This is a genomic window from Gordonia shandongensis DSM 45094 (assembly GCF_000423025.1).
Taxonomy (GTDB): Bacteria; Actinomycetota; Actinomycetes; order Mycobacteriales; family Mycobacteriaceae; genus Gordonia; species Gordonia shandongensis.
This window is the reverse complement of record NZ_AUHE01000004.1, coordinates 150,232-162,799: the sequence shown is the minus strand read 5'-3', so window position 1 is coordinate 162,799 and position 12,568 is coordinate 150,232. Positions and strand designations below refer to the sequence as shown.

At 69.4% G+C, this 12,568-nt stretch carries 13 protein-coding genes; 7 read left to right on the top strand and 6 right to left on the bottom strand.

Annotated features, from left to right (window positions below):
- Positions 1 to 41: 41 nt before the first annotated feature.
- Positions 42 to 476, top strand: a complete 435-nt coding sequence (locus G528_RS0107550) for a hypothetical protein (protein ID WP_026918444.1) — start codon at positions 42 to 44, stop codon at positions 474 to 476.
- A 93-nt stretch (positions 477 to 569) separates the two neighbouring features.
- Here G528_RS0107550 and G528_RS0107545 read toward each other — a convergent pair whose 3' ends face one another.
- A complete protein-coding gene (locus tag G528_RS0107545) occupies positions 570 to 893 on the bottom strand; it encodes a transglycosylase family protein (protein ID WP_026918443.1) in 324 nt (107 codons plus the stop codon).
- Positions 894 to 1,163: 270 nt separating this feature from the next.
- On the opposite strand from G528_RS0107545, the gene G528_RS0107540 reads away from it, so the two are divergent.
- Positions 1,164 to 3,041 carry a propionyl-CoA synthetase gene (locus G528_RS0107540; RefSeq protein ID WP_026918442.1) on the top strand — a complete coding sequence of 626 codons (1,878 nt, stop codon included), beginning with the start codon at positions 1,164 to 1,166 and terminating at the stop codon, positions 3,039 to 3,041.
- 15 nt (positions 3,042 to 3,056) lie between these two features.
- Here G528_RS0107540 and G528_RS0107535 read toward each other — a convergent pair whose 3' ends face one another.
- From G528_RS0107535 to G528_RS0107520, 4 genes are all read right to left on the bottom strand, one after another.
- On the bottom strand, positions 3,057 to 3,680 hold the full coding sequence (locus G528_RS0107535) for a TetR/AcrR family transcriptional regulator (protein ID WP_026918441.1): 624 nt from the start codon (positions 3,678 to 3,680) through the stop codon (positions 3,057 to 3,059).
- Between the two features lie 61 nt (positions 3,681 to 3,741).
- On the bottom strand, positions 3,742 to 5,169 hold the full coding sequence (locus G528_RS0107530; RefSeq protein WP_026918440.1) for a lipase family protein: 1,428 nt from the start codon (positions 5,167 to 5,169) through the stop codon (positions 3,742 to 3,744).
- Positions 5,170 to 5,368: 199 nt separating this feature from the next.
- Entirely contained in the window at positions 5,369 to 6,589 is a 1,221-nt protein-coding gene (locus G528_RS0107525) for an acyl-CoA dehydrogenase family protein (protein WP_026918439.1), read from the bottom strand.
- A gap of 46 nt (positions 6,590 to 6,635) precedes the next feature.
- Positions 6,636 to 8,003: an acyl-CoA dehydrogenase family protein gene (locus G528_RS0107520; protein ID WP_026918438.1), complete on the bottom strand. Its 1,368-nt coding sequence runs from the start codon at positions 8,001 to 8,003 to the stop codon at positions 6,636 to 6,638.
- Positions 8,004 to 8,140: 137 nt separating this feature from the next.
- Between G528_RS0107520 and G528_RS0107515 the strand changes: the two genes are divergently transcribed.
- Positions 8,141 to 8,800: an MBL fold metallo-hydrolase gene (locus G528_RS0107515; RefSeq protein ID WP_026918437.1), complete on the top strand. Its 660-nt coding sequence runs from the start codon at positions 8,141 to 8,143 to the stop codon at positions 8,798 to 8,800.
- 18 nt (positions 8,801 to 8,818) lie between these two features.
- Here G528_RS0107515 and hisN read toward each other — a convergent pair whose 3' ends face one another.
- Positions 8,819 to 9,619 (bottom strand): histidinol-phosphatase, encoded by an 801-nt coding sequence (hisN, locus tag G528_RS0107510; RefSeq protein WP_245569719.1) that lies wholly within the window; start codon positions 9,617 to 9,619, stop codon positions 8,819 to 8,821.
- Between the two features lie 82 nt (positions 9,620 to 9,701).
- Between hisN and G528_RS0107505 the strand changes: the two genes are divergently transcribed.
- The 4 genes from G528_RS0107505 to G528_RS18010 are packed head-to-tail and all read left to right on the top strand — an operon-like array spanning position 9,702 to position 12,542.
- A complete protein-coding gene (locus G528_RS0107505; RefSeq protein ID WP_026918435.1) occupies positions 9,702 to 10,061 on the top strand; it encodes a hypothetical protein in 360 nt (119 codons plus the stop codon).
- Positions 10,062 to 10,065: 4 nt separating this feature from the next.
- Positions 10,066 to 11,178 carry a peptide chain release factor 2 gene (prfB, locus tag G528_RS0107500; RefSeq protein WP_026918434.1) on the top strand — a complete coding sequence of 371 codons (1,113 nt, stop codon included), beginning with the start codon at positions 10,066 to 10,068 and terminating at the stop codon, positions 11,176 to 11,178.
- Positions 11,179 to 11,185: 7 nt separating this feature from the next.
- Positions 11,186 to 12,133 (top strand): mechanosensitive ion channel family protein, encoded by a 948-nt coding sequence (locus G528_RS16775; protein ID WP_051198456.1) that lies wholly within the window; start codon positions 11,186 to 11,188, stop codon positions 12,131 to 12,133.
- Positions 12,123 to 12,542, top strand: coding sequence for a hypothetical protein (locus G528_RS18010; protein ID WP_026918433.1), 420 nt, complete (start codon positions 12,123 to 12,125; stop codon positions 12,540 to 12,542). Before G528_RS16775 ends, G528_RS18010 begins: the two co-directional genes overlap by 11 nt.
- Positions 12,543 to 12,568 lie beyond the last annotated feature (26 nt).

Sequence of the window (12,568 nt, the reverse complement as noted above, 5' to 3'; positions counted from 1 at the left end):
CGGACGGCCCGGTGAGGAGGCCGTCTGAGACAGTGGGTGCCATGACTCTCACCGTGGCCGCGCAGATCGGTCTGATCGCCGCCGGCGTCATCTTCCTGTGGGCGCTGCTGCTGGGCGTGTGGAAGTACGCGCAGATCACCGCCAGCGACGACGGGACGGCGCACATCTACGTCGACATCGCCCACCGCGCCGCCCTGATGTACTCGTTCGCGACGGCGATGCTGGCGGTCTTCGTCCAGTTCAGTGCCTGGTCGACGGTGGTGAACGTGATCGCGCTCGGTGTGGTCGTCGCCTTCTTCGTCGGCGCCATCGCCTCGTACTGTCTGCACGGGCTGCTCCGCGACACCACCAACCAGTTCCACCCCGAGCCAGCGTCGCTGCGCGCCTCGATGATCGCGCTGATCGTCGGCGAGGTCGGGGGCAGTGCGCTGATCGTCCTCGGGTTCATCGTCGAGCAGGCGGGCACCTGGGGCTGAACGTCCGCGGGAGACGCCGAAGCCCCCGTCGGTGACGGGGGCTTCGGTCGGGTCTCTATCGCAGCGAGTGCGCAGAGATGCGGTGGTGGGCGCTTAGAGGTATGCGCCGCAGGTCGGCCATGCGCCGGGGCCCTGGGTGGCCAGGACGTTCTCGGCGACGCGGATCTGCTCCTCGCGGCTGGCGTCCGACGCGATGCCGGTGCCGCCGTTGGCCTCCCAGGTGGACTGCGAGAACTGGAGGCCGCCGTAGTAGCCGTTGCCGGTGTTGATCGACCAGTCGCCGCCGCTCTCGCACTGCGCGACGGCGTCCCAGTTGTTGTAGCTCTCGGCCGACGCGATGCCGGCGGTGGCGGTCAGGCCGCCGATGGTCAGGGCGCCTGCGATGACGGCGCGGGTCGCGATCTTGGTGATGCTCATAGGTCGTTCTCCTCCTTCGTCGCAGTAGCGGATCTCGACTGCGATGTGGACCGGGAGCGACAGTACGGGTTGAAAAAACAAAGGTCACGCCCGTGAATGTGGGCGCAGACACACCAGCGCTAGCTGATGCAAGCGCGAGTCGGTGGGGAATTCGCAGGTCGCGCGATCATTTTCTCGTTACCGTTCCGTGACCGGTTTGAGATCAAATGTGAGGGGTCGCACCCCGGAAAGGTGACTCGGCTCACCGATGCGGTGGCTAGCGTGACAGCCATGGGCAGCTATTCGGACGCATTCGAGCGCAGCATCACCGACCCCGACGGCTTCTGGCTCGACGCCGCCGCCGACATCGACTGGATCACCCCGCCGACCCGGGCACTGGACTCGTCGGCCGCGCCCATCCACCGCTGGTTCCCCGACGCGACGCTGAACACGTCGGTCAACGCCCTCGACCGCCACGTGGCCGCCGGCCGGGGCGACCGGGCCGCCCTCATCTGGGACTCCGCCATGACCGGTGTGACGCTCACCTACACCTACGCCGAACTCCTCGACGCCGTCACCCGGTTCGCCGGCGTTCTGCGCGACCACGGGGTCCAGCAGGGCGACCGCGTCATCATCTACCTGCCGATGATCCCGGAGGCGGCGATCGCGATGCTCGCGTGCGCCCGCATCGGCGCGGTGCACTCCGTGGTCTTCGGCGGGTTCGCGGCGCCGGAGCTGGCCACCCGCATCGACGATGCGCGGCCGGTGGCGATCGTGACGGCCTCCGGCGGGCTGGAACCCGGACGGGCGGTGGAGTACCTGCCGATCGTCCGCGATGCGCTCGCCGCCAGCGCCCGGCCGCCCGCCACCGTGATCGTCAAAGACCGTCCCGAGGTGCCCGGTGCGGCACACGACGACGGGTGGCTCGACTGGGACGAGCAGATCGCCGCCGCAACGCCCGCCGACCCCGTCGACGTCGCGGCCACCGACCCGCTCTACATCCTCTACACATCGGGGACCACCGGGAAGCCGAAGGGCGTGGTGCGCGACAACGGCGGCCACGCCGTCGCCCTCATGTGGTCGATGCGCTACGTGTACGGGATGAGCCCCGACGACGTCTGGTGGACGGCCTCCGACGTCGGCTGGGTGGTCGGCCACTCGTACATCGTCTACGGTCCGCTGCTGTTCGGTGCGACCACGGTGATGTACGAGGGCAAACCCGTCGGGACGCCGGATGCGGGCGCGTTCTGGCGGGTGATCGCCGACCACGGGGTCGCCGCGCTGTTCACGGCGCCGACCGCGATCCGCGCGATCCGCAAGGCCGACCCGGACGCGGTCGAACTCGCGAAGTACGACGTCTCGTCGCTCCGCACGCTCTTCGCCGCCGGTGAGCGGCTCGACCCGGACACGTTCTCGTGGGCGTCGTCCACCCTCGGAGTGCCGGTGGTGGACCACTGGTGGCAGACCGAGACCGGGTGGGCGATCGTCGCGAACCTGCGGGGGCTGGAACCGATGCCGCTCAAGCCGGGGACGGCGACGGTCCCGGTGCCCGGCTACGACGTGCGGATCGTCGACGCCTCGGGGGCTCCGGTCCCGGCCGGCGGCGAAGGCAACATCGTGGTGACGCTTCCGCTGCCGCCGGGCACCCTGCCCGGACTGTGGGAGGACGAGGCTCGATTCCGTTCCTCGTACCTCGAGGCCTTCCCCGGCTACTACCTCACCGGCGACTCGGGATACATCGACGAGGACGGCTACGTGTACGTCCTGGGTAGATCGGACGACGTCATCAACGTGGCGGGGCACCGGCTGTCGACCGGCAGCATCGAGGCGGTCGTGGCCGCTCACCCGGCGGTCGCCGAATGCGCCGTCATCGGCATCCACGACGACCTCAAAGGGCAGCGGCCCAGTGGTTACGTCGTCCTCAAGGCCGGTGTGACCATCGGCGACGACGAGTTGCGCACCGACCTGGTTCGGATGGTGCGCGACGAGATCGGCGCCGTGGCGACGTTCCGCGACGTGACCGTGGTCCAGGCGCTGCCCAAGACGCGGTCGGGCAAGATCCTGCGCAAGACGATGCGGCAGATCGTCGACGGCGACGAGTACACGGTGCCGTCGACGATCGAGGACCCCGCGGTCCTCGAGGCGTTGGCCCAGCAGCTCGGCGGGTGACGGCCGGTTCCGGGCTCAGCCGAAGACGCCCGACTGCAGCAGGGTGCGCAGCACGCGGAGCGCGTCGGCGGCGGACAGATCGTCGGATTCCGCCTGCGCGACGATGACGGAGTTCACGGCGCCGATGAACCCCACCCACAGCAGGGGATCGGTCTCGGCGTCGAGCAGACCGCGTTGCACGCCTCCGGTGGCGACGCCCCCGAGGAGGTCGGCCCACCCGCGGCGCCGCCGGGCGCGGTGGTCTTCGAACGTGCGGCTCACACCGACCACCTCGACGAAGCAGATCCGGGTGAGCCGGGTGTCGGCGGCGAAATGGTCGATGAACGCCCCGATGCCCGCGTCGAGGACCACCTCGAGGCGGTCGGTGGACTCCATGGCGTCGCGGACGGCGGCCTCGACGGCGCGCATCGCCCCGTCCTCGGTGACGTCGTAGACGGCGCGCAGCAGATCCTCGCGGTCGCTGAACTCCTCGTAGAACTGTCGGGAGGACAGTCCCGCTTCGCGGCAGACGGCCGAGACCGACGTCGCCGCGTACCCGTCGGTGCCGAACAGTGCGACCGCCGCGGCGAGGAATCGCTCGCGGCGGTCGCGTCGCCGGTCCTCGGCGGACAGGCCTCGGTACAGGCGTGGATGCGTCACGTCTCCAGGCTAGAGCAGTGGCAGGCGGGGGCCGGTGGCGTCGGTCTGCGCACCGGTCTGCTCACCGGCCGGCGCCCAGTTCCTTGCCGAAGAGCGCGGCGAGGTCGGCGCCGATCGTCTCGGCGAACGTGGGCCACCAGCGGCTGTCGGTGACCATCGTCAGCTCGTCTCGGGTCCGGCAGCCCGGGGTGGCGGGTTTGCCGTCGAGACGGTCCTTGAGCCAGAGGAGGGCACCCGGTGCGCCGGCGATCTCGGCGGTGATGTGCTCGGAGAGGTGATCGCGGGTGTAGGTGACCTGCGCTCCCGGCCGACGGCAGTATTCGCGGACCAGGGTGTCGACCTGCCCGACCGGGACGATCTCGTCGAGCGCCGAGTTCCAGATGTACATCGGCATGTCGGGCAGGGATTTGCCCATGCGGGTGTCACGCAGCAGGCGTTTGACCGCCGGAGCCCGGAGCGCGCCGCCGGGCCAGTCGATCAACCCGATGTTGTTGATGAACGGGAGCGTGAACGACTGCTGTTGCACGCACAGCGGCCCCTTGATGAGGGTGAGGGCCTTGCCGAGGAGGTTGAGTCGCCGCTCGAGGAACTCCTCGAAGTAGTCGTATTCGCGGGCCAGTCCGACGATGGCGCCCAGCACCAGGCCGCTGGTGATGTTGTTCTGGGCGGCCAGCAGCAGTGACCGCAGGTCGGCGGGGACCCCGCCCTCGGCGGCGCCGACGATGTTCAGTTCGGGTGCGTACGACTTCTTGAGTTCGGCGGCGTGCCCGGTGACGATCGCGCCGCCGGAGTAGCCGTACATGCCGATGGGGGAGTCGTCGGTGATGCCCGCTGCGGTGAACTGTTTGGCCGCGCGCAGGCTGTCGAGGGTGATCCGGGCGCCGAGGGGCCCCGCGGCGTAGGCGTGCTCGGGGCCCTCGTGGTCGGGGAGGACCACGGCGTACCCCTGGTTGAGGAAGCCCTGTGCGATGAGCAGTTCGGCGGGGGCGACGATCTGTCCGACGAAGCTGGCGACGCTGAACTGCTGGATGGCGTACGACGGTGCACACCATCCCGCGGTCGAGTCCTCGGCGATCTGCATCGAGATCACCTTGCGCGGTCCGCTGCGCTGCTTTCCGCGTGGTTTGAGGATCGTGGTGACGGCGGGAATCGGCCGATCCCGGGTGTCGGTGGATGCGAAGGTCAGCTGCCAGGCGTCGACGTTGATGGGGAGCAGGCCGAGGTTGGCCGCCGTGATGCGGCGTGCGCGCAGGATCTGTCCGCGCTCGGCGGCAACGATCTCGCTCGCCGGCGGCCGGTAGAACCCGTGGTCGAGTTCCTGGGGCATCGGGACCAGCGGTGTGGGTCGTACGCGCGGCTGCGGAGTGTGGGGCGTGCTGGTGCTGCCGGGGGTGCTGGAGGGCGGTGCCGCGTCGGCGGGTGGGGCGGGTATCGCCGCCACCAGGGTGAGTGTGCCGAGCAGGATGGCGACGATGGACCGTGATCTCACAGCGAACCCCCGAGTGAAATGTTCTTGTTTCAAATGATGAGCTGAGAATACACACGATGTGTCGAAGAACACAATGGGGATGCGGGGTCGCGGAATGCAGAAGGCACTCGGCCGGCGACCGAACGAGTCGGTCACCGGCCGAGTTTGCCGTCTTGTGCTGTCGCCGTCTTGTGCTGTCGCCGTCTTGTGGCGTCGCCGTCTACTTCAGTTCGGCACTGCTCTTTCCGAGCACGCGGCGAGCGATGATCAACTGCTGGATCTGCTGCGTGCCCTCGAAGATGTCGAGGATCTTCGAATCGCGCGCCCACTTCTCGAGCAGGGTGCGTTCGGAGAAACCGACGGTGGACGCCAGCTCGACGGCCTTGTTGGTGACGTCGGTGCCGGTGCGCCCGGCCTTGGCCTTCGACATCGACGCCTCGAGCGAGTTCGGCACCTTGTTGTCGGCCATCCACGCGGCGCGCAGCATCAGCAGGTAGGCGGCCTCGTAGTCGGCCTCCATCCGGATGAACTCGGCGACGGCGGCGGGCTGATCGGCGGCCGGCCGGTCGTAGTCGATCTCCAATCCGGCGCCCTCCAGGAGCTTGCGGAGCTCCTCGAGGGCGGCCCGCGAGACGCCGACGGCCATCGCGGCCACCATCGGCCGCGTGTTGTCGAACGTCTGCATCACGCCGCCGAAGCCCTTCTTGACGTCCACGTCGGGCGAGCCGAGGAGGTTCTTCGCCGGGATCCGGCAGTCCTCGAAGCGGATCACCGCGGTGTCGGACGCCTTGATGCCGAGCTTGTGCTCGAGCCGGGCGATGGTGACGCCGGGATTGTCGCGCGGCACCACGAAGCTCTTGATCGCGGCGCGGCCGAGGCTCCGGTCGACCGACGCCCACACGACGATGTGCGTCGCGCGCGAGCCCGCGGTCACGAAGATCTTCTCGCCGTTGATGACGTACTCGTCGCCGTCACGGGTGGCGGTGGTGGTGACGGCGGCCGAATCGGAGCCGAAGCTCGGCTCGGTGATCGCCATCGACGCCCAGACCTCGCCGCCGAAGCTCTCGATCTGGTCGTCGGTCGCGACGGCCGCGATCGCGGCGTTGCCGAGCCCCTGGTACGGGATCGACAGCATGAGGCCGACGTCGCCGTACGAGGCCCACATGGAGTTGAGGACGGACTGCATGTTGCCGCCGTTGGCGACATAGCCCTCCGGGCGTTCCTTGCCGGCGTCGCCGCGGCCGCCCGAGGCGCCCGCGCCGGCCTGCCCGGCCGCCGCGAGCCCGTTGTAGAGGTAGGCGAGGGTGTCGAGCTCCACGGGGTACTCGTGCTCGGCGAGGTCGTACTTGCGCGAGATGGGGCGGAAGATCTCCAGTGCGGCGTCGCGCGCCTGGTCGATCGTGGTGTGCAGCTTCTTCGGCAGTTCGAGATTGATGGCCATGGTCGGGTCTCCTGAATTCTCAGATCTCTTCGGGTGTCGCGTCCCGTCAGAGGACGACGACGCCCTCGCCGATGCCGGCGCCGCGCAGGTCGCGGTACCAGCGCTCCACCGGGTGCTCCTTGGTGAATCCGTGCCCGCCGAGCAGCTGGACGCCGTCGAGGCCGATCTGCAGGCCCTTGTCGATCGTCAGCTTGCGTGCCAGCGCCGATTCGCGGGCGAACGACAGCCCCTGCTCGGCCCGCGAGGCGCCGCGCAGGGTCACCAGGCGGAGTCCGTCGAGTTCGGTGGCCATGTTGGCGACCATGAAGGCGACGGCCTGACGGTTGGAGATCGGCTCGCCGAAGGCCTCGCGCTCGTTGACGTAGGGGATCACGTAGTCGAGCATCGCCTTGCCGGTGCCGGCCGCCAGTGCCGACCAGCCGAGGCGCGACAGCCGCACGACGTCGCGGTAGGCGGCCGCGGCCGCATCGCCCTCGACCTCGCCGAGCAGCGCCGAGGCGGGGACGGACACGTCCTGCAGAAGCAGGCGGCCCATGCCGGCGGCGCGCAGGCCCATGCCGGGATCGGCCTCGACGACGAGGCCCTTGGTGTCGGACTCGACGATGAACAGGGCGGGGCGACCGTCGAGCTGGGCGCCGACGATGAACAGCTCGGCGCTGCCGGCCGCCGGGACGAACGACTTGACGCCCGAGAGCCGGTAACCGCTGGGGGCGCGGGTGGCCTTGGTCTGCAGGTCGAAGGCGTCGAACAGTGGGCGCGGTTCGGCGATGACGACCGCCGACACCGGGACGTCGTCGCCGGCGAAGTCGGGGAGGTAGGTGCGCTGCTGGCCGTCGCTGCCGAAGTTGGTCAGGGTGGTCGCCACGCCGCTGGGTGCCAGCAGCGGAAGCGCCAGGCCCATGTCGCCGTACGCCATGGCCTCGGCGACGAGCGCGTTGGTGACGACGCCGCGTTCGGTGGCGGCGCCGTCGAAGGCCTCGGGCACGTTGATCATCGTGATGCCGAGCTCGGCCGAGCGCTTGACGATGTCCTCGGGCGCGCTCGCGGCGTTGTCGGCGTCGTAGGCGGCGGGCCGCAGGATCTCGGTGGAGAACTCCTGGACGGTCTCGGCGATCATCGCCTGTTCCTCGTCCGGGTTCAGGTTGAAGTAGCCCTTGGGGGTCGTCGCCGGGCGCTGCGGCTCACTGCCACCGGTGACCTGGGAGAACACGCGGTTCGCGGCGCCCAGGGTTTTGAAGCCGGTCTTGGTGGCCTCGTAGGCGACACGGTTGATGGGCTCGCGGAGCCGGTACTTCTCGGCGATGTCGGAGCCGGTGATGGTGGTCAGCACTCGCATCGCGGTGCCGATGGCGCTGCGCTTGTGCGGCTGCGCACCGACGGACGAGGTGTCGCGGGGTTCGGTGTTCGTGGTCATTGCCTCACCAGTGTTCTCGGAACGGATGTGTCCAGGAGTTCTTACTCCCAAGTAAGAACAAACCTTACTCCCCGGTAAGAACCTTGTCATCCTCTCGGCGCCGGAAATCTCATTCCGACGCGGTTACCGTGGGATGCATGCAGGTCACACACTTCGGACACTCGTGCGTACTGGTCGAGGCCGACGGCGCCTCGGTGCTCTTCGACCCCGGAACCTTCGCGTCCGGATTCGAGTCGCTCACCGGACTCGACGCCATCGCGATCACCCACCAGCACGCCGACCACGTCGACCTCGACCGTCTCGGCCCCCTCGTTGCGGCCAACCCCGATGCGGTGCGCTGTGCCGACCCGCAGACGACGGCGCAACTCGCCGACCGCGACGACGTCGGAACCTGGACGACGATGGGCACCGGGGCCACGATGACCGTCGGCACGCTCACACTGCGCGGCACCGGCGGGCGGCACGCCGTGATCCACCCCGACCTGCCGGTCGTCGACAACATCTCCTACATCCTCGACACCCCGCACCGGGCTGGCGCGTTCATGCATCCCGGCGACAGTCTCTACATCCCGTTCGAGCCGATCGACGTCCTCGCCCTGCCTGCCGCGGCGCCGTGGATGAAGCTGAGCGAATCGGTCGACTACCTGCGCGGCGTACGGCCCCGCGTCGCCTTCCCGATCCACCAGGGCGTCCTCTCCGACGCCGGACGGGGAGTGCACAACGCCCGCATCGACGAGATGCGACCCGAGGGCACCGAGTTCGTGGTCCCCGAACACGGGGTCGCGGGCACGCTCTGAGCGCGCCCGCCCAGCTCCTCAGTCCTCGGCGAGCGCGGCGAGGACCCGATCGTGCAGGAGAGCGTTGGTGGCCACCGCACTCCCGCCCGCCGGTCCGGGCGTCCCGTCGAGAGCGGTGAACCGCCCGCCCGCCTCACGGACCAGCACATCCAGTGCGGCCAGATCCCACAGGGAGACCTCGGGTTCGGCCGCGATGTCGACCGCCCCCTCGGCCACCAGGCAGTAGTTGAAGAAGTCGCCGTATCCGCGGACCCGCCACACCTCGTCGGTGAGACCGATGAAGCGGTCCCGGATGCCGCGGTCGGCCCACCCCGACAGGCTCGAGAACGCCAGCGACGCCGACGCCGGCTCGCCGACCGCAGAGACCCCGATCCGCCGGGCCGGGCCCGTGCCGTCGGCGACGAACGCGCCGCCGCCGGCCGACGCCCACCAGCGGCGGTGCAGCGCCGGAGCACTGACCACGCCGACGACGGGCACCCCGTCGGACAGCAGCGCGATGAGCGTCGCCCACACCGGCACGCCGCGCACGAAGTTCTTGGTGCCGTCGATCGGGTCGAGGACCCACTGGCGGCCGACGCCCGCCGCATCGCCGCCGAACTCCTCGCCCAGCACGGCGTCGTCGGGCCGGTCGACGGCCAGGCGTTCGCGAATGAGACGTTCACACGCCAGATCCGCGTCGGAGACGGGCGTGAGATCGGGTTTGGCGTCGACATGCAGATCGAGCACCCCGAACCGGGCCGCGGTCACGGCGTCGGCGGCGTCGGCGAGGCTGAGCGCGAGCGCGAGGTCGTCGGCGTGGTCGCCGGGCGTCGGGGTGATCGTCACGGAGTCGAGGCTAGCAGCGTCCGCAGCGGGGGTGCCGGACCGCGGGGCGCGCCCTCGTCGCAGGTAGAGTGGGGTCATGCCGAACTGGATCATCGCGCTGTTCGTGGCTCTGCTGGTCGCCAGCCTCGTCTCGCTCATCCTCGCCCGCCGCGGTCACGGATTCGGCCAGGCGTCGGCCGCGTCCGGTTACGTCGACGGCACCCTGACGATCACCGGCGGCGTGGCCGGCGACGCCGACCGCAACGGGCAACGCGTGTGCACGATCACCGGGATCATCGTCGGCCCGGGAGCCGCCGCCGTCGAGGTCTACCGGCGGATCATCCTGACGGCCGACGACGTCGTGCCCGCCGTCGGACTGGACCAACCGGTGGTCTACAAGCCCGGCAAGGTGGAATCCACCTGGCGATTCGGCACCCTCTCGGACTCGGTAGGCTAGTCGGGTGCACCCAGAAGTCTCCGCCGATCTCGAATCTCTCGCCGCAACGCTGACCACCGTCGAGAAGGTGATGGACCTCGACGAGCTCCGTCGCCGCATCGACGAACTGGAGATGCAGGCCTCCGATCCCGACCTGTGGAACGACCAGGACCACGCCCAACGGGTGACCAGCGACCTCTCGCACGCGCAGTCCGAACTCCGCCGCGTCACCGAACTCCGGTCGCGGCTCGACGACCTTCCCGTCCTGTACGAACTCGTCGACGCCGAAGACGGCGACGCCGCGGCGGACGCGGCCCAGGAGGCAGACGCCGAGCGCGAGGAACTCCGCCGCGACATCGAGGCGATGGAAGTCAAGACGATGCTCGCCGGCGAATACGACCCGCGCGAAGCCCTCGTCAACATCCGCGCCGGCGCGGGCGGCGTCGACGCCGCCGACTGGGCGCAGATGCTGATGCGGATGTACACCCGGTGGGCCGAACAGCACGGCCACGGCGTCGAGGTCTACGACACCTCGTACGCGGAGGAGGCCGGCCTCAAGTCGGCGACCTTCGCGATCAAGGCCCCCTACATGTACGGCACGCTCTCGGTGGAGCAGGGCACCCACCGGCTCGTCCGGATCAGCCCCTTCGACAACCAGGGCCGCCGCCAGACCTCCTTCGCCGAGGTGGAGGTCCTGCCGGTGGTCGAGACCACCGACCACATCGACATCGACGAGAACGACGTCAAGGTGGACGTCTACCGGTCGTCCGGACCCGGCGGACAGTCCGTCAACACCACCGACTCCGCGGTGCGGCTCACGCACGCCCCGACCGGCATCGTCGTGACCTGCCAGAACGAGAAGAGCCAGCTGCAGAACAAGGCGTCGGCCATGCGGGTCCTCCAGGCCAAGCTCCTCGAACGCAAACGCCAGGAGGAGCGCGCGCAGATGGACGCCCTCAAGGGCGACGGCGGCTCCAGCTGGGGCAACCAGATGCGGTCGTACGTCCTGCACCCCTACCAGATGGTCAAGGACCTGCGGACCAACATCGAGAGCAACAATCCGTCTGCCGTGCTCGACGGCGACATCGACCAGTTCATCGAAGCCGGCATCCGATGGCGCATGGACGAGGAACACTAACCCGATCATGGACACTCCCACCTACCTCGTCGACGAGCTCGGCCTTCCGCTCTGGCTGCGAGGGTGGGAGAAGTGGATCGCCGTCGACCTCAGCCTGGTCGTCGTCTGGATTCTGAGCGGCCTGCTCATCGCGCGGTTCCTCCGGTGGATCGCCGACCGGTACGCGATCCGGCTGGTGCGCCGCTTCGAGGTCAGCGACGACATCGTCCAGTCCGAAGACATGAAGCACCGTCGCGCTCTCGTCGACGTCGTGGCGTGGACGCTCATCGCGGTCGTCGTCGTGGTGGTGACGCTGCGGATCCTCGCGATGTTCGTCAACACCACCAGCCTCGTCGGACTCAGCGCCGTCCTGGGGGCGGCCCTCGGCTTCGGTGCACAGCGCATCGTCCAAGACCTGCTCGCCGGCTTCTTCATCATCGCCGAACACCAGTACGGGTACGGCGACGTCGTCAGCCTGGCCGTCACCGGCGGCCTCACCGCGGAGGGGACCGTGGAAGACGTGACCCTCCGTGTCACCCGGCTGCGGAACACCGACGGCGAAGTGATCGTGGTCCCCAACGGGCAGATGATCAAGGCGACGAACCTGTCGAAGGACTGGGCGCGCGCAGTCGTCGACGTACCCGTGCCGATCGACGCCGACATCACGGTCGTCAACACCGCACTGCGCGAGGTCGGACAGGACTTCTTCGCCGACGACCAGTGGACGAAGGTCCTCCTCGACGCGCCGACCCCGCTCGGGATCACCGACCTGGAACTCGACTCGGTGACCGTGCGCATGGTGGCCCGCACACTGCCCGGCCAGCAGTTCGCGATCGGGCGGGCCCTGCGTGCCGAGATCATCTTCGCGCTCGCCCGGCACGGCATCGTGGTGCAGTCCGTCCGAAACAGCGGATCGGTCCAGACCGCAGGCGAGGCCGCTGCGGCGGCGGGAAACACGGTGACCGATGCCGACTGACCATCGCGACCCGACGTCCGAGACGAGCCGCCTGCGTGCACTGGCGCACCGGATGCGGCACATCTACCACACCCGGGTCAGAACGACGACCGTCGTTCTGGTGATCCTCTGGGCGGCCGCCCTGACGTTCTACGCCTTCAGCTCCGAGCACTACGCCGAACCGGAGCCGCCGCCGCGCGTCCAACAACCCGTCGCTCCCCAACCGGTGGAGCCGTACCCGGAGTACCAGGAGCCGACGTCGACGGTCCCCTCGACCGCCGAGCCGACACCGGAACCGACCCGCGACGAGGAGGCGCCCGACCCGCCGAACCCGCGGCGGGCCCCCGATCGCGGACCGATCGAGCACCTGCCCGACCTCGAGACGACGACCCCCGAGCAGTCCGCGCCGGAGAGCACACCGGCGAGCTGACCGGACGAACGCCGCTCGATCAGTAC